Origin of the sequence: Halocatena halophila (assembly GCA_027563145.1) — an archaeon.
GTDB lineage: Archaea > Halobacteriota > Halobacteria > Halobacteriales > Haloarculaceae > Halocatena > Halocatena halophila.
Map to the genome: position 1 here is coordinate 279,233 of CP071307.1, position 22,689 is coordinate 301,921.

Annotated in this window: 20 protein-coding genes; 15 read left to right on the top strand and 5 right to left on the bottom strand. The window is 58.3% G+C overall.

The annotated features are described in order from the left end of the window. Window positions 1–78: 78 nt before the first annotated feature. Window positions 79–993 carry a glycosyltransferase gene (locus tag JXQ78_RS15435; RefSeq protein WP_330633414.1) on the top strand — a complete coding sequence of 305 codons (915 nt, stop codon included), beginning with the start codon at window positions 79–81 and terminating at the stop codon, window positions 991–993. Between the two features lie 14 nt (window positions 994–1,007). Here JXQ78_RS15435 and JXQ78_RS15440 read toward each other — a convergent pair whose 3' ends face one another. The 4 genes from JXQ78_RS15440 to JXQ78_RS15455 all read right to left on the bottom strand — a co-directional run bounded on the left by JXQ78_RS15440 (window position 1,008) and on the right by JXQ78_RS15455 (window position 5,602). After that, complete coding sequence (locus JXQ78_RS15440; protein WP_330633415.1) at window positions 1,008–2,066, bottom strand: enolase-like domain-containing protein; 1,059 nt, start codon at window positions 2,064–2,066, stop codon at window positions 1,008–1,010. A gap of 108 nt (window positions 2,067–2,174) precedes the next feature. After that, window positions 2,175–2,939: a low temperature requirement protein A gene (locus JXQ78_RS15445; RefSeq protein ID WP_330633416.1), complete on the bottom strand. Its 765-nt coding sequence runs from the start codon at window positions 2,937–2,939 to the stop codon at window positions 2,175–2,177. Window positions 2,940–2,997: 58 nt separating this feature from the next. After that, the gene (locus tag JXQ78_RS15450) at window positions 2,998–3,639 is read right to left on the bottom strand and encodes an alpha/beta hydrolase (RefSeq protein ID WP_330633417.1); all 642 of its coding nucleotides are present in this window, start codon (window positions 3,637–3,639) and stop codon (window positions 2,998–3,000) included. 535 nt (window positions 3,640–4,174) lie between these two features. Next, window positions 4,175–5,602, bottom strand: a complete 1,428-nt coding sequence (locus JXQ78_RS15455) for a family 4 glycosyl hydrolase (protein WP_330633418.1) — start codon at window positions 5,600–5,602, stop codon at window positions 4,175–4,177. Between the two features lie 138 nt (window positions 5,603–5,740). Here JXQ78_RS15455 and JXQ78_RS15460 point away from each other — a divergent pair, with 138 nt between their 5' ends. The 8 genes from JXQ78_RS15460 (at window position 5,741) to JXQ78_RS15495 (ending at window position 15,542) form a co-directional block, all read left to right on the top strand. Continuing rightward, on the top strand, window positions 5,741–6,610 hold the full coding sequence (locus JXQ78_RS15460; protein ID WP_407934083.1) for an amidohydrolase family protein: 870 nt from the start codon (window positions 5,741–5,743) through the stop codon (window positions 6,608–6,610). 604 nt (window positions 6,611–7,214) lie between these two features. Then, window positions 7,215–9,029, top strand: a complete 1,815-nt coding sequence (locus JXQ78_RS15465; RefSeq protein ID WP_330633420.1) for a DUF2264 domain-containing protein — start codon at window positions 7,215–7,217, stop codon at window positions 9,027–9,029. 60 nt (window positions 9,030–9,089) lie between these two features. After that, the gene (locus tag JXQ78_RS15470; RefSeq protein ID WP_330633421.1) at window positions 9,090–9,932 is read left to right on the top strand and encodes a fumarylacetoacetate hydrolase family protein; all 843 of its coding nucleotides are present in this window, start codon (window positions 9,090–9,092) and stop codon (window positions 9,930–9,932) included. Window positions 9,933–10,282: 350 nt separating this feature from the next. Then, window positions 10,283–11,170 carry a sugar phosphate isomerase/epimerase family protein gene (locus tag JXQ78_RS15475; RefSeq protein WP_330633422.1) on the top strand — a complete coding sequence of 296 codons (888 nt, stop codon included), beginning with the start codon at window positions 10,283–10,285 and terminating at the stop codon, window positions 11,168–11,170. Window positions 11,171–11,258: 88 nt separating this feature from the next. Beyond that, entirely contained in the window at window positions 11,259–12,317 is a 1,059-nt protein-coding gene (locus JXQ78_RS15480) for a Gfo/Idh/MocA family protein (protein WP_330633423.1), read from the top strand. Beyond that, window positions 12,314–13,321 carry a Gfo/Idh/MocA family protein gene (locus JXQ78_RS15485; protein WP_330633424.1) on the top strand — a complete coding sequence of 336 codons (1,008 nt, stop codon included), beginning with the start codon at window positions 12,314–12,316 and terminating at the stop codon, window positions 13,319–13,321. Before JXQ78_RS15480 ends, JXQ78_RS15485 begins: the two co-directional genes overlap by 4 nt. 83 nt (window positions 13,322–13,404) lie before the next feature. Beyond that, window positions 13,405–14,424: an ABC transporter permease gene (locus JXQ78_RS15490; RefSeq protein WP_330633425.1), complete on the top strand. Its 1,020-nt coding sequence runs from the start codon at window positions 13,405–13,407 to the stop codon at window positions 14,422–14,424. Between the two features lie 5 nt (window positions 14,425–14,429). Further along, window positions 14,430–15,542, top strand: coding sequence for an ABC transporter permease (locus JXQ78_RS15495; RefSeq protein ID WP_330633426.1), 1,113 nt, complete (start codon window positions 14,430–14,432; stop codon window positions 15,540–15,542). Window positions 15,543–15,547: 5 nt separating this feature from the next. On the opposite strand, the gene JXQ78_RS15500 is transcribed toward JXQ78_RS15495, so the two are convergent. Then, complete coding sequence (locus JXQ78_RS15500) at window positions 15,548–15,784, bottom strand: hypothetical protein (protein ID WP_330633427.1); 237 nt, start codon at window positions 15,782–15,784, stop codon at window positions 15,548–15,550. A gap of 89 nt (window positions 15,785–15,873) precedes the next feature. On the opposite strand from JXQ78_RS15500, the gene JXQ78_RS15505 reads away from it, so the two are divergent. The 6 genes from JXQ78_RS15505 to JXQ78_RS15530 all read left to right on the top strand — a co-directional run bounded on the left by JXQ78_RS15505 (window position 15,874) and on the right by JXQ78_RS15530 (window position 22,689). After that, complete coding sequence (locus JXQ78_RS15505) at window positions 15,874–16,086, top strand: hypothetical protein (RefSeq protein ID WP_330633428.1); 213 nt, start codon at window positions 15,874–15,876, stop codon at window positions 16,084–16,086. A gap of 97 nt (window positions 16,087–16,183) precedes the next feature. Next, window positions 16,184–17,269 (top strand): ABC transporter ATP-binding protein, encoded by a 1,086-nt coding sequence (locus JXQ78_RS15510; protein ID WP_330633429.1) that lies wholly within the window; start codon window positions 16,184–16,186, stop codon window positions 17,267–17,269. Beyond that, the gene (locus JXQ78_RS15515) at window positions 17,266–18,606 is read left to right on the top strand and encodes an ABC transporter ATP-binding protein (RefSeq protein ID WP_330633430.1); all 1,341 of its coding nucleotides are present in this window, start codon (window positions 17,266–17,268) and stop codon (window positions 18,604–18,606) included. Before JXQ78_RS15510 ends, JXQ78_RS15515 begins: the two co-directional genes overlap by 4 nt. An 81-nt stretch (window positions 18,607–18,687) precedes the next feature. Next, a complete protein-coding gene (locus JXQ78_RS15520) occupies window positions 18,688–19,692 on the top strand; it encodes an LLM class flavin-dependent oxidoreductase (RefSeq protein WP_330633431.1) in 1,005 nt (334 codons plus the stop codon). Beyond that, a complete protein-coding gene (locus JXQ78_RS15525; RefSeq protein ID WP_330633432.1) occupies window positions 19,689–20,729 on the top strand; it encodes a Gfo/Idh/MocA family protein in 1,041 nt (346 codons plus the stop codon). Before JXQ78_RS15520 ends, JXQ78_RS15525 begins: the two co-directional genes overlap by 4 nt. 61 nt (window positions 20,730–20,790) lie before the next feature. Further along, on the top strand, window positions 20,791–22,689 hold the full coding sequence (locus JXQ78_RS15530) for an ABC transporter substrate-binding protein (protein ID WP_330633433.1): 1,899 nt from the start codon (window positions 20,791–20,793) through the stop codon (window positions 22,687–22,689).

The following is a 22,689-nucleotide window of genomic DNA, read 5'->3' on the forward strand; positions in this document are numbered from 1 at the left end:
CCAGTTCTAACCGCATTGTATGGAGTCGGTGATCGCCGGCAGTTGACTCACAACACTCGAACCCGGAGTGAGATTCATATGACCGATCGACCGCCGGTGAGTGTGCTCCTGCCGACGAGACAGTGGACGGATTCATGTGCGGAGCTGGCAGCCCAGCTCGGAGCGCGCGACGAACTGTTGCTCATCCACGACACGCCTGCAGATCCCATCACCGACACCGAAATCCAGACGCCGGGAGTCCAGCGGCTCGAAGCCGGTGAGCCCAGTGGCTGTTCTGGGAAGGCAAACGCCATTCGCGTCGGGATCAAAACGGCACGCCACGATCGCCTCGTCTGGACCGATGATGATTACCATCATCCGCCGGACTGGCTGGAAACCATGGTAACAGATTACGACACACACGGACCGGTGTCTGAGGTGCCGTACTTCCTCGGACGGGATCCGCTGTCGAAGCTGCTAGAGCCGTTGTACGCGTCGGCTGCCTCCCTTCCGCTGCATCTTGGCAACCAGATCTGGGGTGGGGCAGTGGTGTTCGAGCGCGACGACATCGAGATGGCTGCCTTTCTCGACGAACTCGGCAAAACTGTCAGCGACGACGGCCTGCTCATGGAGTATCTGTCGGTGACTTCAATGGATCGAACGCGGATGGTTCCGATCGGTGGGTCCATCCGAGACGCACTCAATCGGCCGATCCGCTGGACACAGATTCTCCGATGGCATTTTCCAGGAGCGATCGTCGCCACGGCGGTGCTCGCCGTGTTCGTGCTCGTTGCGGGGGTGCTGTTTCCGCTCCCCGTGGCTCTGTTTATGACGGGTTCTCATCTGCTTGTCAACGAGTATCTCGGTGTCCGACAGTGGACAGCGATCCTTGCGTATCCGTCCCTGTTCGTGTTCGTTCCCATCCTGCTCTACGGGCTCACACAACGGACGTTCGTCTGGGGTGGGCGACGATACCGCTGGCGCGGGAAATACGACGTGAGCGTTATCGAGTAGCGACCGCAGTTCGTCTATGCACTGTCACGCCACTCGAATCCGCGGGGGCGCGACGGTGGATCGAGCGGACTCGAGGGAAGCTCACCGCTGGGTTCGGGAAGGTTGTATCCTTTTGGGGCCACGTCGTTGGGTGAATCCGGATAGAACAGCGAGGCAATGGCGTGGAGCTGCTCGCGGCCAACGTCGAGTTCGAATTGCCCACCGCCGTACAGCTGTATCGAGCGTTCCTCACAGTAGGCTAGCGTCTCGAGCAGCGATCGCACCGAGCCGAATCTGGAGGGTTTGATGTTCAGCACGGCCGGCTCCCACGGCAGGGCTTCGATCGTTTCGATACCTCGAATCGGATAGTCCCAGCTGACCCGCGATTCGTGGCCGTCGAACAGCGCTCGCGTCGACTCAGTCAGCGCCGGGTCCTCGATGACCGCCGACGGAAACCCCTCGATGACGCGTTCGTACAGCTCGGGGTCGGCCGGTTGATCCACCTCAGTGCCGTGGTATTGGCCCTTGAGATCGACCGTTCGAACCGCGCCGGTTGCACGCAGTCGTTCAACCACCGTGTCGGTCCACGCAGAGGTGGGATCGAGTTTGAACTCGAGCGTGGGATCTCGATCGAGCCACTCGGTAACCCGGTCTCCAGTTGGCGGGTCCTGAAGCCGTGTGCTCACCACAAAGCGGACCGGTTCGTACGAACGCCCGAGCTGGGTCCCAAGATCCGTCCCGGCCTGTTTCAGCGCGAGATCGAGCGCTGCACTCTCGAACGCCCACTGGCGATAGTTTCGGAAGACCGACTGCGATGGCGTCGATTCCTCGAACAGCTCGATCGACGAGACGTGCTCTGAGAACGTTTCGATCGTCCACTCTCCAGTCAACGATTCTGGCGGGCCAGCGGCGAGAAAATGCTCGTGATCGACCGTTTCGTAGGTGACATCCTCACCCTTACCGATTTCGTCGTCGCCGTGCAACGAAACGACGGTCGTTGTTCGAGGAAAGCCACTCGAAGTGGCTCGTTTGCGTTGGGTTAGCTCAGTATCGTCGACCCGAAATTCGAGATCGGCTACCTGCTCGAAGGACATTGGTGTCCAATTCGTTGGCCTGACTGATAAAGATGCGAGCGATACTGGAGCTGCCACGTGTGCCATCCAGTTGCTCATAACACAGCCATCGGTGATAGCAAGCAGGGGTTACTGTGAACGGTGTTTGGGACGCACCGGTGAGTGAACCGTCTCGGCGACCACAAGTCCGATAAATAATACCGTCAGCATAGTGAGTGCCACGATAGATGGAATGTGGAGTGCTACCGGAAGCAGCACAATGGTGAGGGCTGTAACGAAAAGTCGGCGTCGGTCGACGGTCCCGTGATCCAGATATCGAAACGCGTTGTGTCCGATGAGATAGAGTGCACCACCACTGTAGAGGGCAACGGCGGCGACCGCCGGCAGAGGCGTGCCGATGTGGGCGAGCGTCTGCTCGATGCCGAGTACAATGTAGATAATACTGCCAACAATCAGCAGATGAATGTAGCTGTACGAATCGCGTGCGAGCGCCGACCGTTCACGACCGCGAGCGCTGGCCAGTCGTTGTTCGGCTGCGAGCACAACGTACTCGAAGTAGAGCCACCATAACGCACTGACGAGAATGATCCCGAGAAGTGCTCCAAGTACGATGGTGGGCGTGAGTGAAATGCCACTGGCCCCAACCCCGATGGCGACGAGCGATTCGCCAAGCGCGATGATGACGACCAGTCGATGGCGCTCAACAAAGTGTGAAACAGTAACATGAAATCCCTCGACGCCGCGGAGCATCCCCACCCACGTCAGATGAGTAATAAGAAACCCCGTGACCTGCGTGAATGCGAACACGAATACGAGGTCGAAAAAGAGCTCAAGTGGCGTTACGTCCTGTTCGATTGTGGACCCACCATCTTCCGGAATGGTTGCGTCTGTCACCTTTTACGTGGGTTGTGTGCGATCACAGTTGTTCGTTCCGGAGGCTATCACTGGAAAATCAGGTTGAAGCGAGACTGTCGATCATTTCGGAGACGAACTCGAGTTCGTCCCGATTGATTCCGTGGCCCATCCCCTGATAGAGGCGTTTGGTCACGTCAGCGTCAAGGTGTTCGAAGATCATCGCCGATTGTTCCACGCGCTGGCGTGGGATATGCGGATCGGCGTCGCTGCAGCCCAGAAACACTGGCGTCCGTTCGAGCGACCCCGGATACTCGTCAGGAGACACACGCTCGCCGATGAGTCCGCCACTCAGGACGGCCAGTCCGCCATACCGAGTTGGATTGCGAGCGACATATTCGCTCGCCAGACACGCACCCTGTGAGAATCCGAGCACCAGCACACGCTTTCGGGGGATGTCATTCGCGGTGATCTCATCGATGACAGTATCGATGGCTTCGAGCCCGGAGGAGCGACCGGGTTCGTTCATCTCGACCGGCGCTGTAAACGCGTTCGGATACCACGTGTTGTTGGCCGCCTGTGGCGCAAGAAACGCGATATCGCTGACTGTAAACTCCGAGCGCATCCCGAGGATGCCCTGCGCCGTCGCGCCACGTCCATGGACGAACACGCACGCACCCGTAGCCGCTGAGAGCGGGCTCCCCGCGGTGGCCAGTGTCTGTCCCTGGTGTGGTCCGTCCACGTTATATCAACTCCATTCGATCGGCGATCACAGTGGATGCTCCTCCAATACAAGGCATTTACTGGAAGCCTTCGTCGGTGAGTCGGATAGGTGTATCCCATCGGTCGTCGTTTGAACGATGGCAGCAGTAACCTCTCGACCACGCCAAGAACCAGCCTCCCACGTAGCATGTCCGGATCTGGAGAGCTCGCTCGCCTGACTAACGTGGGGTTCAGATACATCAAAGCCCCGTGATCGGTCTGGTTGCTGTAGGAGATATCCGATACTGAGACACTGTTCCGTTACTAGATGTTGCCCACGTTGAATCTAAATCTGCAACATCACCGAGTCGGGAATTTTCTAAATAACTTGGATCAAATGGCATAAAAACCTATACTGCCCTTGTGCGAATACAACCAATAGATGAATCTGTGGTACTCGACGTCCCAGACGCTGTACTGTACAGGGACGATCAGCACCCACAGGTTGTGCTGACAGGCCGGCGTACCGTGGCAGTGACGCATTATCCACTGCCACAGACACTGGGCCAAGTTGTTTATTCTCCTAGAACTGTTGCACTCGAGTGATCGTACGCCGAGAGATACTCTGTTTCTATATCGACGAGCCTCGTAAACAGTTCTTGTGCGCGTTCCCGTCGAATCGTCACGAGCGGATCGTTGAGAAACGCCTGAAATGCGAGATCGAGGTCGCCATCGAAGCCGGCCTCAATGAGCGTTTCCTGGTTTGTTACGTGTGTTGAGACAATAGAACGAACAGTAGACGGAAGTGATCCAGCACACAATGGAGTAACGCCGCTCCCCGTTATCAAAGCGTTCGTCTCCACCACGACATCGTCGGGCAGGTTGCTGATCTGTCCGACGTTGGGATGGTTGAGATGTGTCTTGATTGGTTCAAGTCCGCACAGTGCCCGCATGATGTCGACAACCTCTTCTCCCGAATCAGTGAGCTCGAAAGCCGTTGGGTCGGCGAGAAACGTGTCCAGTTTGTCCGGGCCATCATCGTCACCCACGCGCGCAGAACTTGGCGTCAGTCGAATCCCCCAACGTTCGATCGCAGACGGCTCGTCGATGTCCAGATACCACGGGACGAACTCCGCGAGATGCCGATCACCGGCCGCTCCGAGCACGCCAAAACGGTCATACAAATCGAACGCAATCTGAAAGTCATTAACCCAGTAGGACTCGCCCTCAAGCGAGCCCGGTTCGTTAGCCGGAAGCGGTGCACGTTCGGCGAGTTCGGCATCGAGATATCCGAAGAGATCGTGGCCGTGCCAGCTGGCCTCGTCGATCCACGTACAGTGATTTATTCCTTTGACGGTTATGTCTATTTCTGAGCGGCTGATATACCCATCTACCCCAACGTAGCGCTGTGCAATGTCTGCGAACAGCTCCTGGAATGGGAACACCTCGTGACAGAGACCAATGGCGTTTATCGACGGATACTCCGCGTACAACGCTCGCGTACAGACTGTCATCGGATTCGTGTAGTTGATCACCCACGCGTTGGGACAGACCGAGCGGACGGTGTCAGCAATGGCTCGATACTGCGGAATCGCACGCAACGCACGCATCGTCCCACCCGGGCCGACGGTGTCACCGACGGTCTGGTAGATGCCATACTCCTGTGGTACATCTAGATCGTGTTTGAACGTTTCTGCCGGTGGGTCCTGAATCGAGCAGATGACGAAATCCGCATCCGCGAGCGCCGCGTCCATCTGCTCGTGAGCCGTGAACGTCCAGTCACCATCGACATCCTCGCGGTCCATCACGCCGTTTGCAAGCGATGCATTCTGCTGTGCTGCCTCACTATCAACGTCGTAAAGCGCCACGGTTCCACTGAGATCGGTCGTTTGTGCGAGATCGTTGATGAGCGTGTGTGCCCAGCCCTGGCTCCCCCCACCGACGTATCCAATATGCAGTTCTGGCCGATCATCTCGCGAGTCGCGGACTCCTAGCTCGTGCATACCAATCGATTGTACCCTGGGGATCATAACAATTACCGATCGATCAACGTTGACTGCCCTGACCGAGCGTAGTAACGCGATTCAAATGCCAGACGACGAGAAACATTTACGAGGACACAAGCCACACGCTGGAACGTGATCATTGATTCACATACACACACGTGGGGGCCACCCAGCCCATCGCATCCCTGGGTGAACGAGTCGATCGTCCGCGATGTTGGCGAGTACAGCGTCGGCCCGATTTTCGAAAACGATGCCTTGCTTGCGGCGATGGACGCCATCGGCGTTGATGAGGCAGTCATCGTGGGCTATCCGATCTGTGACTGGCGTGACAACTGGTATACGATATCGGCGGCGCGTACCCATGATCGCCTTTACGGCGTGGTACTGATCGACCCGTTTGCCGAAAGCGCAGCCGAACAGCTCAGGGCCGCAATGGAAACTGACGGCGTGCTTGGCGTTCGACTCGGTGGGCTCTGTCCGTATGACCGCATGTGGGAGACCTTCGACACTGGTGTCGAGTGGCTGAGAGCCGCGATCGCCGAGACTGCGTTCTGGGAGGCTGTCGCGGACACCGACGCCCTCGTTCAGCTGCTGGTTCATGTCGACCAGCTCGATCAGGCGCTCGAACTCGTCGAACGCCATCCAGAACTCACGTATCTGTTCGATCACTTTGGTTACGCTGATCCCGAGACATCGCTCACCGATGGTCCATTCCAGCAGTTTGGAGAGCTGGCCGCGTTCGATTCGGTGGGTGTGAAAATCTCTGAGGTAGTACATCAGTCCGCAGATTCCTATCCATACAGTGATATGCATCCCCACGTCGGCTGGCTGCTCGATGCGTTTGGTCGTGAACGGGTGGTCTGGGGGTCGGATTATCCAAACGTCAGCGACGAAACGACGTACGAACGGACGCTGACGTGGCTCGACCATGTGGAGACACTGTCGGATACGGATCGACGGTGGCTGACCGGGCGTTCGTTTCGAACACTGCTTGGATTGGACTGATTACCGTTGTATCGGTCTCAAGCACTCTCTATCGGATTGTTCGTTGGTACTGATAGCATGCACGTAGCGAAAATCGTCACGAACACGACACACCGCATGGGAAAGCCATCTTCTAAGGGCCCTCCCTCGAAGGGGACTGTCCGGAATCACCGGACACCCGTGGCTACCGGTTGTATGAGCGATCGTCCTCGCCACCTCCGGACAAATACTGCAATACACCGAAAGCAGATTCCTCTACCGTGTTCTGAGCAAATTGGTTTATCGCTGGTATCGGTCCAGGCTGAGTATTCCATTACAGACGTACAGACGTAATCACTGGAGCCATCCGGTAATAGTGGACGACCCGGGGATTCGGGATAGCAACCAGTGATGACACCGTGCGCAGGTAACGCCCCCAATGACTGGGAAACGAGAACTACTCACCCGCACAGCAGTCATATTTTTCCAGCCGCTCGTATAAGTCGAACGCGTAACAGGGAGGACGACAGAAACAGTCCCAACAGCAGTTCGAGGAATCGGATTTCATGATGAATTTGAGCACGTACGACCGGTATAAACGGCCGATGGCGACATTTTATACGGTTTCGGTCGAAACGGCTGGGTGATGAATCCGGTGGCAGAGAATCCGCTTTCAGACCGTGCAGATTTCGAACGAGCGGTCCAGCAGCTCGTCGATCCGTTGGTAACACACAGGAGCGATGGCTGTGCCCGCATTCGTCCGACCGCTACAGGCGCACAGTTTCCAGACGTGTCCGCTGAACTCGAAGGGGTTTCCCGTCCGCTGTGGGGCATTGTTCCGCTGGGCGTCCACGGGTCGTTCGAGGGATGGGAGCAGTTTCGCCGCGGGCTCGTGAACGGCACTGATCGGGCCCATGCAGAATACTGGGGAGAACCAGACGATTACTCACAGAAACTCGTCGAGATGGCCGCAATCGGTGTCGGACTCGCATACACCCCAGAACGACTCTGGGAGCCATTGTCGTCAAATGAACAATCACGCCTTGCGGAGTGGTTGCATCGGATCAACACCGTTTCACTCCACGACAACAACTGGCTGTTCTTTCGGGTGATGGTAAACGCCGGACTCAGATCAGTCGGTGCTCGTCACGACTGGACCACGACACAGGCTGACCTCGACCGGCTTGAGTCGTTCTACGAACGTGATGGCTGGTACACGGACGGCCCCGCAGCCGAGGGTGGGGCGGTGGATTACTATCTCCCCTGGGCGATGCATTTCTACGGACTTCTCTACGCAGACATTGCCGGGGGGGACGACCCCGAGCGAGCGAAGCGGTTTCGCGATCGTGCGTGTGCGTTTGCGACCGAGTACAGCCGCTGGTTCGATCGCCAAGGGCGCGCGCTGGCGTTCGGTCGAAGTCTCACCTACCGGTTCGCACAGGCAGCCTTCTGGGGAGCACTCACCCTGTGTGAGAATCCACGGCTAGACTGGGACGTGCTCCGTGGGCTGTGGGCTCGCAACGTACGATGGTGGCTTCGACAACCGATTTTCACCGACGGCGGCGTGCTCTCGGTGGGATATCGGTATCCGACGCTGAAACCATCTGAACCGTACAACTCCCCGAATTCACCCTACTGGGCGATGAAAGCGTTCGTTCCGCTGCTGGTCGCGGATGACCATCCATTCTGGCAGGCAGACGAAGCGCCACTTCCCGAGCATCCCCCTGTTCACAGCCAGCCCGTGGCCAGGAAAGTCATCTGTCGAGACGGTGCGCATCTATTCGCACTGTCTGGCGGACAAAAGAGCATCTACGCCCGCGAGAAGTACTCGAAGTTCGCCTACTCCACCGAATTTGGCTTCTCGGTCGCGAGTCGTCGCATCGGGGCCGGCAATGCCGGACACGACAGTGCAATCGCCCTCAGCCTGGACGGCGATCAGTACGTGATCCAGGATCCCGACGAGACCGAACTCTCGGGGACCACGATCCGAACGCGATGGCACCCCTGGGAGGGGGTGACGGTCGACAGCTGGCTCACTCCAGCACTGCCTGGTCACGTTCGCATCCACAGGGTTCGAACGAATAGATCACTCCACGCGGAAGAAGGCGGCTTTGCGATACACAAAACCGGAGATGACACCGACGACTTCAAGCGAGAGACCACTGCCACCACGGCCCGAACGACCGCTCCAAGTGGGGTGAGCCAACTCACCGACCTGTTCGGTGAGAGAGCCACAACAATCGTCGATCAAGAACCCAACACCAATCTCATGCACGGACGGACGGTCGTTCCAACACTCCGGGGAACGGTAGACGCAGGCGAGCACTGGCTCGCGACCGCCGTCCTGGCGAGTCCGAACGAGAAATCAGTCTGGGAGCACCAACCAGCAGTTCGTCGAACGGATTCCGGCGTCGTCGTAACCTTCGACGGAACAACGCTTTTTGAGTGTTCACCCGACTAATAGCAGCTGGATCGATGTGGTTCTGAACAATTAAATAGCCAGATACAGTCTGGTATGATGATGCAGGTAGTTCGCTACACCCGTGGTACCGTTCCAGCTTGGGGAATCAAAACAGGCGATACGATACACGCACTCGCAGGCATTGAAGAGGGCGATCCGACGCTTTCAGACTGGACGAATCCAAGTTTTCGAGACCGTATCGCACGGGCCGTGACAGAAGGGACGCTCTCGCAGGTGTCAGTGGATTCGGTGTCACTGCTCGCACCTATTGATGAGCCAGGGACGATCATCTGTGCTGGACTCAATTACCGAGATCACGCAGAAGAACAGGACAAAGAGCTCCCCGAGCGACCAATGCTCTTCTCGAAGGCAAACAGTGCCGTGACGAATCCCAACGACCCAATCGTTCACCCCGGAGGAGACGAGCAGGTCGATTATGAGGTCGAACTCGCGGTGGTGATGGGTCGGCGCGCGTCCGCAATCGAACCAGACGCGGTGTACGATCACGTTGCCGGCTACACTGTTCTCAACGACGTGAGTGGGCGTACCTCGCAATTTGAGGACGGACAGTTCTTCCGTGGCAAAAGCTACGACACGTTTGCCCCACTGGGACCAACACTCGCCGTCGATGATATCGACCCGAACGCGCTCGACGTCGAACTTCGTGTAAATGGAACGGTAAAACAATCCTCGAACACCGAACAGTTCGTCTTCGACGTTGGCGAACTGGTGTCGTATATCTCCCAGTCAATCACGCTCCATCCGGGTGATATTATCTCAACTGGCACCCCCGGTGGTGTCGGAATTTTCCGTGAACCAGTCGATTGTCTCGAACCCGGCGACAGCTGTGCAGCCACCATCGAAGCTATCGGGACTTTGAATAATCCAGTCATCGGAGAGTGAACAAGTAAGAAATTTTTTATAATTTTGTTCGAAACCACACAGACATAAAATCGGACGATGGCCTCCCGAAAAATGACGTTCGCGCGAATTATCCATTACAGCAGTACTCCTGTCACCATCCCCGGTACTCTACCGAATGATGGCGCATCCAACCCTCCGCACAGTAGCACGAACGACAGATAACTTCGGATATTAGAAATAGAATTTAATGGTCACAGAGCGTAAAAACGTAGATTGTGTAGTGCATGCTGTGCAGAGCTGGACCCAATCAGAACCGCATGGGCGTAATTCTACCCACAGAATTGACCGGTCGGCCCTAGGTACAAGCGAGCCGACGGCGAAATCGTCCCATGCAGACCGCAGTGATGAGCAAACTGTTCGGTGAATACAGCCTCGACCAGGCGTGTGAACTAACAGTCGAGTCGGGATACGACGCGATCGAGCTGATGGGCAAAGCGCCACATCTCGGTCCAGAGACGACCAAAGAGACCGCCACGGAACTCAGGGCTCACCTCGACGAACTGGGATTGGACGTTGTGGGTCTTGCAACGTACACTGGCTACTACGCGAACCGCGAGAAGGATGACGACGAGCGCCATAACGAACTCGAAGCACTTGAGCACTACTGCGAGTTGGCCGAGCTCCTAGAGTGTGGATTGATCCGACACAATCCCGGCGGACCACCAGAACACCGGGCGACAGAGACAGACTACGCCCGAGCTGTGGAGTGGCTCCGCCGAGCAGCCGATCGGGCGACGCCGCTACAGATCGGGGTCGAAATTCATCCGCACTCGATCGTCGAAACCGCAGCCACAGCCGTCGAACTGTTCGAACGGATCGACCGCGACAACGTTGTTGCGATTCACGACGCCGGCAACATGTACACTTCAAACGCTTCATATGGGCCCGATTCACTGTCGACGCTTGGTGAATGGCTGGGTCACTGTCACGTGAAAGACGAACTCCAGATCGCAGATCCCAACGCCTACGGATCGTACTCTGTCGAGCGAGCTGACGGCGAGACGCTGTTTCGATCCTGTTTGCTCGGAACTGGCGGCACCGACCAGCAACCGCTGTTCGATGCACTGTGTGATCGCGAGTACGACGGCGCAATAACGGCCGAGTGTCACCTGGCGGCGACACCAACACTCGACGAATCGGCTATTGCCAGCCACGAGCGACGAGCGATCGAAGCCCTCTGGAACGGATCCACACCCCACAAGAGCGGTCGGCTGTAATTGACAGCCCCAATCATCGGAGCTGCTTTCAGATCTGTCTTTATGAGCAGAACAGGATTGAATAGTGGTGACAGCCAACACATAGTCCATGTCTGTGACGGTTGCGTTCGTGGGAACCGGTCCTGACCCGCACAACCCAGAGTGGGGAACCAGTGCAGCAATGGCCTACCAGCACGCCCAGGCCTACGATGCGAACGAGTCGTGTTCGCTCGTGGCCTGCGCTGATCTCGTTGCCGACCACGCGCTGGCGTTTGCCAATCGATTCGAGATCCCCGATTCGAACGTGTACGAATCGTACGATTCGATGGTCCAAGACATCGAGCCCGATGTCGTCTCGGTCTGTACGCCAGTACCGACACACGCCGAAATCGTCCTCGATCTGCTCGACTCGGGTGCTGTTGGGGCTATTCACTGTGAAAAGCCGATGGCTGATACCTGGCGCAACTGCCAGAGAATGGTCGATAGAGCCAGCGCAGAGGACGTGCAGTTGACGTTCAACCACCAGCGCCGATTTGCAGAAACGACGGCCCGTGCGCAGGCGCTGATCGACGACGGTGCGATCGGTGAGCTGGTGCGATTCGAAGTCGGTGGGAAGAATCTCTTCGACTTCGGGAGCCATCTGATCGATCTCTGTACACACTTTCATGACTCCGGAGAAGCGTCGTGGGCACTCTGCCAGATCGATTATCACACCGAAAACGTTCGGTATGGAACCCACAACGAAAACCAGGCCATTGCCCACTGGCGGTACGACAACGGCGTGGATGCGGTGCTCGCAACGGGGGAGATGACTCCGCTCGAAAATCATCTCCTTCGACTCGTCGGGACCGCAGGCTGGATCGATCTCTGGCCGCAGGATGACACCGATGTGAGCCTCAGAATCAATCGTGCCGGTGAGAGTGAGACGATCTCGACGAACGACGAGACAATGCTCCAGAACGCGATCGATCACGTGATCGAGTGCCACGAAACGAGAGCAACACCGATAATCGGGGGCGAGGAAGTAAAACACGCGACGGAGATCGTCTTTGGCTGCTGGGAGTCAGCTCGCCAGCGTGGGCGCATCGACTTTCCGCTGTCTACAATCGACAATCCACTCGCCGCAATGGTCGAGAGCGGGACGATCACGCCGGCATCCGACGGATGACGGTCGCCGTCGGATTTTGTTCTGGAGCGCACGTTCACACCGAGCTTCTCATCGAGCTGTTCGGTGCTCACGATGGCGCGACGATCGTGGGACTGGCAACCGACAACCGAGAGCGTGACAGCACAATCGCAGAGCGCCACGGGATCACCGTTCGCACTCCAGAGGTGCTGTTCGAGCTCGCCGACGCCGTCTGTGTCTGCTCGACGACCGCCACACACGATCGCTGGGTGCATGCGGCAGCCGATGCGGGCGTAGCCGTACTCTGTGAAAAGCCACTCGCGACCGAGATGGAGACGGCTCGGTCGCTGCTGGCGGCCTGTAATGAGGCCGGCGTCGCGCTCGGAATGGTGATGCCACTGCCATTCAGCGAGCCGGCCAGGCGTGCAAAGCGGATATACGACGACGGACGGCTCGGCGAGCCACAGCTACTCGTCGGAACGAACCGCGCGAAGCTCCGCAATCGCCACGAAACTGGGTGGTCGGCCGATCCAGACGCCGCCGGCGGTGGCGCAGTGATGGACCACACGGTGCACATCGTGGATCTCGTCCGGTGGCTCACTGGCCGAGAAATTGTCTCCGTCCACGCTGAGCTGGCGACAATGCACGAAGCGCTCGCCGTCGAAGACGTGAACGTGCTCTCGATGGCACTCGATGACGGAACACCGTTCTCGCTAGATGGCTCCTGGGATCGCCCTTCGAACTGGGAGTACTGGGGTGATGCGACGCTCACCATCTGTGGCACCGATGGCGAACTCACTGTCGATTGCTACGGCGAAACCCTGCATGAAACCCGGCCTGCCGGTGATCGGCCTGGGAGTGAGTCGATCTACGCGGGGAATGAACCGATGGCTGGCGTCGTTGCTGATTTCATCGACGCGGTTGCGTCGGAGCGACCACCACTGATCGACGGCCACGATGGCGTTCGGGAGCTGGCCGTCTGCGTCGGTGCGTACGAGTCAGCCAGAACGGGGGGCCCTGTCTCGATTCCAACTCCCAAACACTGAATTCGTACAAAAAAGCTGTGGAGGGCGCGCCATTCGTTTGTTCCATCCACAGCCCTAAGCGGCTCGCTCGCGGTGGTCAACCCATGCAGTATGTCGTGAAACGAACGGTGCAGGCGCTCATCACGCTGTTGTTCGTCGTCACGATCTCGTTTTTTCTCTATCGATTGCTTCCCGGCGGCCCGGTTGAGGCGATGCAACAACAGCTGGTACAGGAAGCGATGGCCGATGGCGGTCAGGTGAACGTCCAGCGAATCAACCAAATGGTCGCAGTGAGAACCGGGATCCGTCCGGATGAGCCACTCTATCAGCAGTATCTTGGCTACATGGAATCTGTCGTGCTCCATCAGGATTTCGGCACGTCGATCTGGAAGAACGAGCCCGTCTTCGAGTTGCTATTCACCGCAATGCCATGGTCGGTGTTCATCAGCATCTACGGACTGTTGTTGGGCTTTGGCGTCAACGTGTTACTCGGAGCCGTGATGGCCTACCACGAAGGTGGTCGGTTCGACCGCGCCATGTCGGTCGTGGCGACGATCACATCCTCGGTGCCGTACTACGTCGTCGCCATCTTGCTCCTGGCATTTCTCGCATTCGAGGCGGGGCTGTTTCCAACCGGGGGGCGCTACAATCCGGCGACGACACCCGGATTCAACCTGCCGTTCATGGCGAGTGTCGTGTATCATGCGATCTTGCCGATCGCGACGGGCTTTGTCGTTGGATTCGGAACCCAGGCGCTCGCGATGCGTGGCAACAGCGTTCGTGTGCTCGGAGAGGAGTACATCCGGGTTGCACAGCTCCGTGGACTCGGTGAGTTCCGGATTGCCACGCGATATGTGACGCGAAACGCGATTTTGCCGCTGTACACCTCACTGATGGTCGGTATTTCTAGCATCTTCAGCAGCTCGATCATCATGGAACAGCTGTACAGCTACCCCGGCGTGGGTTGGTACACGTTCGGCGCGCTCGAACACCGTGACTACCCCCTTTTGATGGGCGTCTTTTTGTTTTTCACGATCGTCACGCTGCTCGGCGTACTGGTGGCCGATCTCACCTACGGGCTGATCGACCCGCGCGCAAACACCGGTGACACGGAGTCGTATTAATCACCATGGACGGACACGACATCGACGACAGACAGAGCCGGACCGACCTCTTTGACGTTCCGCCAGAAGAAAGCCCATCCCCAACGTCACGGTCTGAACGCTGGTATCGAACCCTCGACGTGTGGGTGTTATCCCCGCTTCGCGTGGCGATGACTGACTGGCGAATGCCCGTTGGAGCGACAATCCTCACCGCGTTTGTAGTGCTCGGGACGGTCGGTGTCCGACTCATCAGTGCTCCAGAAGTCAGCGAAGCTCCCGTCTACACTGGTGCGTTTCGCGGCGGGATTGGCGCGATCACGACCAGTGGTGGCTGGATCGATATTGTTTCGCTATCACTGGGAGAAACTGGATTCACACTCCCATGGGTAGCGCTATCGCTACCGCTCGGAACCGACCGATTTGGTCAGGACATCGCCCGGGGGCTCGTCCATGGAACGCCCGCAATGTTGAAGATGGCGCTTGCCGGCGCGGTGTTTGCAACCGGCGTTGCACTGCTCGTCGGTACCGTCGCCGGATACCGGGGTGGCGTGATCGACACTGTGTTGATGACGATCACTGACATCGTGATGACGATCCCCGCACTGCCGCTCATCGTCTTGCTCGCGGCGGTCTACCAGCCATCCGACCCATTCGTGATTGGTGTGTTGCTCGCGATCGACAACTGGCCGGGGCTAGCACGAGCACTCAGATCTCAGGTACTCACCATCCGAACTGAGTCCTACGTGGAAGCCGCGCGTGCGATGGGACTTTCGCCCGGGACGGTGCTCAGACGCGACGTGATTCCACAGCTCATGCCCTACACGCTGATCAACGCCGCCAACGCCGCCCGGGCGGTAATCTTCGAGTCCGTGGCGCTCTACTTTCTCGGGTTGCTCCCGATCGGGTCGACGTTCAACTGGGGTGTGATGATGAATCAGGCGTATCAGGCCGGCGCGCTCTCCAACGTCGATCGGGCGGGTCACTGGCTGTTTGCCCCCATGTGTCTGCTCGTCGTGTTTTCGTTCGGATTAATCGTCTTCTCACAGGGACTCGATCGCGTGTTCAATCCTCAGCTCAGGGCGCGCCACTCGAAGGCGGTTGGTTATGACGACGAAACTGGGGTATCCACTGGCGATTGAGTAAATCACGAGGTCGACTCATAGCGGGCACACGCAATGAGTGTGCCACCGGTTATCGCCCCGAGCACGCCGAGCGTCACGAGATCGATGAGTGCAATCACGACGGTTGCGCTATCGGTAGTCACGAACAACGATCCGAGAACTACCACGGTGAACGCACAGCAGATGCCAAATATGACACGCAACTGTGCCGAATGCCCACAGAGACGGTCTATCACTGCCGGTCCAGATCGATCACGCATGCTATCTGGCTCACAACCGAGCCCCTTAATCACTCTGACTGGTGGGACCGACGCAATCTATAGTTACCGCCAGGACGAATCGAAATGGTATGACCACACACGATCGGATCACAGAACTCGAACGCTCACTGCGTGCGGAGACGAGCGCGGTGGGACGTCTGCTCGTCGTTGGTGGCTGTACGCTCATTCTGCTCGGCGCAACCGTTCTGAACGGCGCAATCGCCGGCATGTTCGGCATCTGGGGAATGACGGCACTGGGGCTTGCTGTCGCAGCAATGGTCGTTCAACAGGTCGCTTCCTGAGGCTGTCGCTCATAGCGAACAGTGTGTCCAAGTATCAGATGAGAGAAGATTCATGGTTGGGTGTTACCAATGTGACGACGAATGGGGTTGGACGATCGTGACTGACCGATCACGCGGAGCGCCAACAGAGACTGGCATGACCGTGAGCGAATCATCGCTGGACGAGGACACTATCGTCCGGATGGACGATCTGACAGTAACGTTTGCAGGCGAGGGCGGTGTGGCACGCGTCCTCCAGGAGGTATCCATCGAAATCGAGCGCGAGGAGATTCTCGGCGTGGTCGGCGAGAGCGGCTCCGGAAAATCGATGTTTGCGAGCGCGTTGCTGGACGCAGTGATCGAGCCCGGCCGAACGACCGGCTCGGTGGAGTTCAATCCACGGTCTGGTGAACCGTTCGACGTGCTGGGTCTTTCTTCCGACCGGTTGCAACGCGTTCGCTGGGAATCGATTGCCATGGTGTTTCAGGGAGCGATGGCGTCGTTCAACCCGACGATGCGAATTCGCGACCATTTTGAGGAGACGATTCGCGCACACGGCAAAAACCACGGTGAGCGAATGGCTCACGCTCACGAACTGCTGTCTGCACTCCATCTCGATGCCGATCGTGTCCTCGAGTCGTATCCCCACGAACTCAGCGGGGGGATGCGCCAGCGGGCGTTGATCGCTCTGGCGCTCGTGCTCGAACCCGAACTGCTCGTGATGGACGAACCAACGGCCGCACTCGATTTGCTCATGCAGCGATCGATCATCGATCTGCTAGCGTCGCTTCAGGATCGGTTCGATCTCACCATCGTGTTCATCACACACGACCTCCCGCTGGTCGCCGGACTCTCAGACCGGCTTGCGGTGCTGTACGCGTTCGAGATCGTCGAATGCGGACCGACGGCAACGGTGATCGAAGACGCCGGCCATCCGTACACGCGCGCGCTCTTGCGCACCGTTCCGAACGTCGACGTTCCGGTTACCGAGATGGCCCCTATCGAGGGGCAGTCACCGGATCCGACGGACACGCCCGCAGGCTGTTCATTTCATCCTCGCTGTCCGCTGGCCGATGAGGGCTGTGAATCGGCCGACCCGCCGTTTGAACGGTTGGAAACCGAACACGAAGTCGCGTGTTATCACACGGAGCGCGCGCGAGAAAGCGTCGAGTACACGCTCCGTGATGGGGAGGTCGGCCCATGAGCGACGACACAATCGTCAGCCTCTCGGATGTGACCGTCGAGTTCGGTTCACCCGGACTGCTTGACCCACTGCGCGGCCGCACGGAGAGTGGCGTGAGGGCCGTTGATGCAGTGTCGCTCGAGATCGAATCGAACGATGTCGTCGCACTCGTCGGTGAATCCGGCTGTGGGAAAACCACACTCGGTAAAACCGCCGTTGGCCTCCAGCGACCGACAGATGGTACGGTCAGCTATCGCGGACAGGACATCTGGGCTACAAGAGACGGCGACAGTTCGGCGACAATACCGTTCGAGGAGATTCGACACTCGCTGCAGATCGTCCATCAGGATCCGGGGAGTTCGCTCAACGGAAACCGGACGGTACTGTCTTCGCTCGGTGATCCGCTCCGTCGGTGGCAACCGGAGTTGAGCGCAGAACAACGAGAGGCAACGATCTATCAAGTGTTAGAGCGGGTCGGACTCACCCCGGTTGAGACCTACGCAACCCGGTTTCCACACCAGCTCAGCGGCGGTGAGCGCCAGCGAATTGCCCTCGGACGGGCACTGCTGGTACAGCCCGATCTCGTCCTGGCAGATGAAGCAGTGAGTGCACTCGACGTGTCGTTGCGGATCGAGATGATGGACCTCATGCTCGAACTCCAGTCAACGGTTGAAACGTCATTTCTGTTCGTTTCGCACGATCTGGCCAACGCACGGTATCTCACAGAACGAGCAGGGGGACGAATCGGTGTCATGTATCTAGGAAAGCTCGTCGAGATCGGCACACCAACAGAGATCATCGAGTCACCACAACACCCGTACACGAAACTGCTTCGCTGGGCAACACCAGAGCTCGATCCATCCCTGGCCCGAAAGGCGAAAGCTGAAACACCGCCGGTGCGGTCGATCGACGTTCCAGATCCGACATCGCTGCCCAGTGGCTGTCGATTCCACCCACGCTGTCCGAAAATGCTCCCGCCGGAGACCGTCGAGATCGACCAGAAGGCGTACAACGAAGTGCTTGACGTGAGAGAGCGACTCGATGACGGTGAACTGTCCGAACCGGCCGCACTTCTTGCCACCGACGATCCGACACAGCAGGGACTCTACGACGAACTGTTCTCGGTAGAACTCGGTGGACAGAACCGCGAAGTCGTCGAGCGGGCGCTTTGTGCCGTCCTCGACGATGAGCCCGAGCAGGCGTCCGAGCTGCTCCGAAAGCGATTCGAAAGCATCTGTGAGCGGTCCGAACCGGCACTCCCTGACGGCGATCACCCAGTTGCCTGTCATCTCGAAACGTCCGAATCGGCAACAGACAGTTCTGACGGGCGGACCGACGGTGGAGCGCCCGAGGACTGATCACAGAGCGATCCATCGACTCGGACGATGGGTATAATAGCCGGCCTGTTGTACGTGTGGTATGGTGACGAGTGCCAGTCTATGGTGGTGTCACGAGGTGAGCGCCGTGTGAACGTCGGGGTGTTTCTAAACCAGTATCACGAACCCGGTGGCGAGTGTCCACCCGCTGAGACGTTCGAACAGGTAGCGCTGCTCGAATCGGCTGGCTTCGATTCGGTAACCGTCGGTGAGCGACACCTCCACGAAGAGGGATTTATCGAACCGATCACGCTGCTAGCAGCGATTGCGGGACGGACGGACACACTTGATCTCGGAACGGCAGCGCTGGTTCCTGCGTTGCACGATCCGCTCCGACTGGCCGAGCAGCTCGCCGAGATCGATCGGCTCTCCAATGGACGCGTTCGATTCGGTGGGGCACTTGGGTACCGGCCGGCCGAGCTTGCTGCGTTCGGCGTCGACGCCGACGAGCGCGTCGGCCGATTCATCGAGGCGATTGGACTGCTCGATACGTTGTGGGCGGGCGACCGCGTCACGCACGACGGCGATCATTTCACCTACGACAATGCGTTCGTGCGACCTGCACCGGGATCGATTCCGATCTGGATCGGTGGCCACGCTGATATAGCCATCAAACGAGCGGCGTATCGAGGTTCGGGTTGGATTGCAAGCGCATCCTCTCCGATCGAGGAACTCGAATCACAGATTGCGGTCTACGAGGATGCGCTTGAAGAGTTCGAGAAAGATCGATCGAACAACGAGGTAATACTGATGCGAGATTGTTTCGTCGGTGAAACCAGGGACAAAGCCCGTGAAACGATCGAGCCACATCTGACGCGGCTGTATGAGTGGTATGCGCGGTGGAACCAGACCTACATGGACGAGAACGACGTTGCTGTCGAGTACGACGATCTCGAAGAGAAGTTCATCGTGGGAACGCCGTCCGACTGCATCGAATCGCTCGAAGCATACGACGCACTCGGCGTCGATCACGTGATTCTTCGGGTGCAGTTTCCCGGCCAGCCCCACGAACCGACGATGGACTGTTTAGAACGGCTTGGTTCGGAGGTGCTTCCGGCAGTCCAATGACCTCGGTCGGCTACATTGGACTCGATCACCACCACCGTGAGCCATATCTCGAGACGATCCGTCAGCTTGGACTCGACGTAACCGCCGTTGCGGGCGATCCCGACGTTGATGTGTCGGTTTCAGACCAGACGAACCGATATCGGGAGTACGAGACGTTGCTAGCGGCAGAAGCTGTCGATCTCGTCTGGATTACTGCGTCGAACCGAACCACACCGGCAGTGATTCGCGAGGCCGTCAAACGGGATATCGACGTGTTCTGTGAAAAGCCGGGCGCACGCACCACCGCGGAGCTTGCGGCCATCGCACCGGACGTTTACGAGAGCGACGCCACGGTTGGATTCGCGTACGCATGGCGCGGCCATCCCCATAGCCAGCAGCTGCGCCAGCTCGCAAGCGATGGGTTTTATGGCAATCTCCGCGCCGTCGACTGTCGATTCGTCGCCTCACGGCTCGCTACCCGCGACCACACACACTATCTCTACGATCCGGCACAGAGCCGCGGCGGGATCGTCCAGTGGCTTGGCGTCCATTGGATCGATCTCCTTGGGTGGATACTCGACGAACGGATCGAGACGGTCGCTGCCTCGCTGCAGTACGGAACCGAAGCTGTCGAAGTTGAAGACGGGGCGATCGTGCAGTTCGAAACGGAAAGTGGTGCGACCGGCTCGCTGACCTGTGGCTACTATCTGGGCGACGACCGCTACGACACCCATATTGACATCCTCGGCGATCGAGGCCGAAGCCAGTGGGAGCCAATCAGTGACACGTTCGCGTTCGAAGGCGACACGACGATCGAACTCGAAACGAATCGTGAGTGGCGTCCGGAAACACCCAGCCAGATCACACACGAATACACTCCGGCCAACGGCTATGGTGGTGCCTGGGGCAAGGCGTTCATCGAGGAGTTTCTCGCTGCGTGCGATGACAGCGGTACCGTGCCAGCTGACATCGACGACGCCATCGAGGTGCTATCAGTGCTCGATGCGATTTATGCGGCCGCCAATTCGGATCGATGGGTACCGGTTGAGCGGCACTGAACGACACCAGTCGGCCGACACAAGGTTTTTTTGTCGGTGGTTCGAGTTTCAATCTAGCAGTATGGGCACTGATACCAGTAGTGATGGGAGCAGCCCTGACTTGACCGTCTCGCGTCGGAAATTTCTCACGGCGCTGGGTGTCGGAGGAACGGTCGGCCTGGCAGGCTGTTCGATGGTGGACACACCGTTCGGGGCAGGTGGTCGTGCGGGGCTGGATGAGGCGATGAGCATCTCGATTCCACCGACGGACATCAACTGGAATCCGTTCGCAACCGAGGGGTTTTCGGAGAATCTCGCCAACTGGGTGTTCGAATGGGGAGCAGTGTTGTTTCACGAAAACGCTCGGCTAGAGCCCTGGGCCTACGCCGACTGGGAGTACGATTCTGCAAGCAACGTCCTGGCAGTCACCTTTCGCGAGGATCTCGCCCAGTGGACCGGCGATGCGTACACCGCCCGCGACCGGTACACCTATCAGGAACTGGTTAGATTGCAGTCGCCCGAGTCGAGTCAGTTCGAGCGGATCGAACTCCGTGATCCGACGACGATCGCCTATCATTTTAAAGACCCAACCAATCCAGACATTTTCACAAACTACGAATTCGTCAGACCACTGTATCAGGGTCGCACGAGGTGGCAGCCGTGGCTTGAGCGCTATCAGGATGCAACGACAGACACAGAGCGCGACGCGATCACGAAAGAGCTAACCGAGCTTTCCATCTCGAATGAGGAGTTCATGGACGCCGCGACCGGAACGGGTGCCTACCGGCTGACCGAGGTGAGCGACGTGAGCGCGACGTTACAGCGCTGGGACGGCCATCGGAACGCGGATTCGATCGGTATCGACACGCTCCGGGTGCAGTTCGCACCGAGTCAGGCCAGATTCGGACAGCTACTCACACAGGATCGCGCTGATATTGGCCGAGGAATCTTTCCCGTGGAGTATCGTGGAGCCGCACCGACGCACCTCGAAACGCTCTCAGAACATCCCACGCTCAACAACGTCAAGTTGCTCATCAACTGGAACAATCGCCCGGCACTCCGCGATGTGAACGTTCGACGGGCGATGGCTGCCACAATCAACACCGAGCCGATCGCCGCGGCCGCCGGCAACGGCGAGCCAATCCCGGTCCATTCGGGGATGGACCCATCGTTCAATCAGACATATCTCGGTCCCCAGCGCCAGCAGTACATCGACTACAAGCCACGAGCTGCCGATCACGAGCTCGCCGAGCGATTTCTCGAGCGGTCGGGCTACTCACGACAGCACGGCACAGTGGTGCGACCCGATGGGAACGAGCTCCAGCCGTTGCGATTTGTCACCGACACGGATGATCAGTGGTTCATCGCCGGAAAGTTCGTTGCCGCACAGCTCGAGCAGTTTGGCTTTCCGGTCGAATTTCGAACCGTGGACCGGTCGACGAAGCTTGATATCATCTACGAACACCAGCGAATGGACGAGTGGGATCTCTCGACGGAAAGCCATTATGCTGGTAGCACGCTCCATCCGTTCTCGTATTTTGATTATCGGACGTTCTGGGGATGGCGGCTCGGGCCGGCGACGTTTACGGCGGATGCAACGCTCAACGCGACAATCGAGGAGTGGCTCGATGGCGGTGAAACACACTCGCCGTACAATGGCAAGCCGTTACGTCCGGAGATCCCAACGACGGTTGGTCGACTCGATCGCGACGGTTCGACGACCACGATCAACATTTACGAACTGATCAACGAGATCCGATCGCCGGTCTCCGAAGAACGCGCAACCGATATCGTTCGACAGCTGAGCTGGGCGTGGAACTTTCTGCTACCCGATATCGACACGTACGTCGTCCTCGGTGGAATGTGGGGTGATACAAACCAGTACGACTGGCCACAACAGTCCTGGCAGTTCACCGGTGCGAACAACGCCAGCGTCTATTACACCGTCAAACATGGACTGGTCTCACCGGTGGAGGAGTAA

Bases quoted from the DNA above. Each gene is read 5' to 3' on its own strand.
- JXQ78_RS15435 (WP_330633414.1), top strand. From the start codon at position 79: ATGACCGATCGACCGCCGGTGAGTGTGCTCCTGCCGACGAGACAGTGG.
- JXQ78_RS15440 (WP_330633415.1), bottom strand. From the start codon at position 2,066: ATGTCCTTCGAGCAGGTAGCCGATCTCGAATTTCGGGTCGACGATACT.
- JXQ78_RS15455 (WP_330633418.1), bottom strand. From the start codon at position 5,602: ATGCACGAGCTAGGAGTCCGCGACTCGCGAGATGATCGGCCAGAACTG.
- JXQ78_RS15465 (WP_330633420.1), top strand. From the start codon at position 7,215: ATGAATCCGGTGGCAGAGAATCCGCTTTCAGACCGTGCAGATTTCGAA.
- JXQ78_RS15470 (WP_330633421.1), top strand. From the start codon at position 9,090: ATGCAGGTAGTTCGCTACACCCGTGGTACCGTTCCAGCTTGGGGAATC.
- JXQ78_RS15475 (WP_330633422.1), top strand. From the start codon at position 10,283: ATGCAGACCGCAGTGATGAGCAAACTGTTCGGTGAATACAGCCTCGAC.
- JXQ78_RS15480 (WP_330633423.1), top strand. From the start codon at position 11,259: ATGTCTGTGACGGTTGCGTTCGTGGGAACCGGTCCTGACCCGCACAAC.
- JXQ78_RS15485 (WP_330633424.1), top strand. From the start codon at position 12,314: ATGACGGTCGCCGTCGGATTTTGTTCTGGAGCGCACGTTCACACCGAG.
- JXQ78_RS15490 (WP_330633425.1), top strand. From the start codon at position 13,405: ATGCAGTATGTCGTGAAACGAACGGTGCAGGCGCTCATCACGCTGTTG.
- JXQ78_RS15495 (WP_330633426.1), top strand. From the start codon at position 14,430: ATGGACGGACACGACATCGACGACAGACAGAGCCGGACCGACCTCTTT.
- JXQ78_RS15500 (WP_330633427.1), bottom strand. From the start codon at position 15,784: ATGCGTGATCGATCTGGACCGGCAGTGATAGACCGTCTCTGTGGGCAT.
- JXQ78_RS15505 (WP_330633428.1), top strand. From the start codon at position 15,874: ATGACCACACACGATCGGATCACAGAACTCGAACGCTCACTGCGTGCG.
- JXQ78_RS15515 (WP_330633430.1), top strand. From the start codon at position 17,266: ATGAGCGACGACACAATCGTCAGCCTCTCGGATGTGACCGTCGAGTTC.
- JXQ78_RS15520 (WP_330633431.1), top strand. From the start codon at position 18,688: ATGGTGGTGTCACGAGGTGAGCGCCGTGTGAACGTCGGGGTGTTTCTA.
- JXQ78_RS15525 (WP_330633432.1), top strand. From the start codon at position 19,689: ATGACCTCGGTCGGCTACATTGGACTCGATCACCACCACCGTGAGCCA.
- JXQ78_RS15530 (WP_330633433.1), top strand. From the start codon at position 20,791: ATGGGCACTGATACCAGTAGTGATGGGAGCAGCCCTGACTTGACCGTC.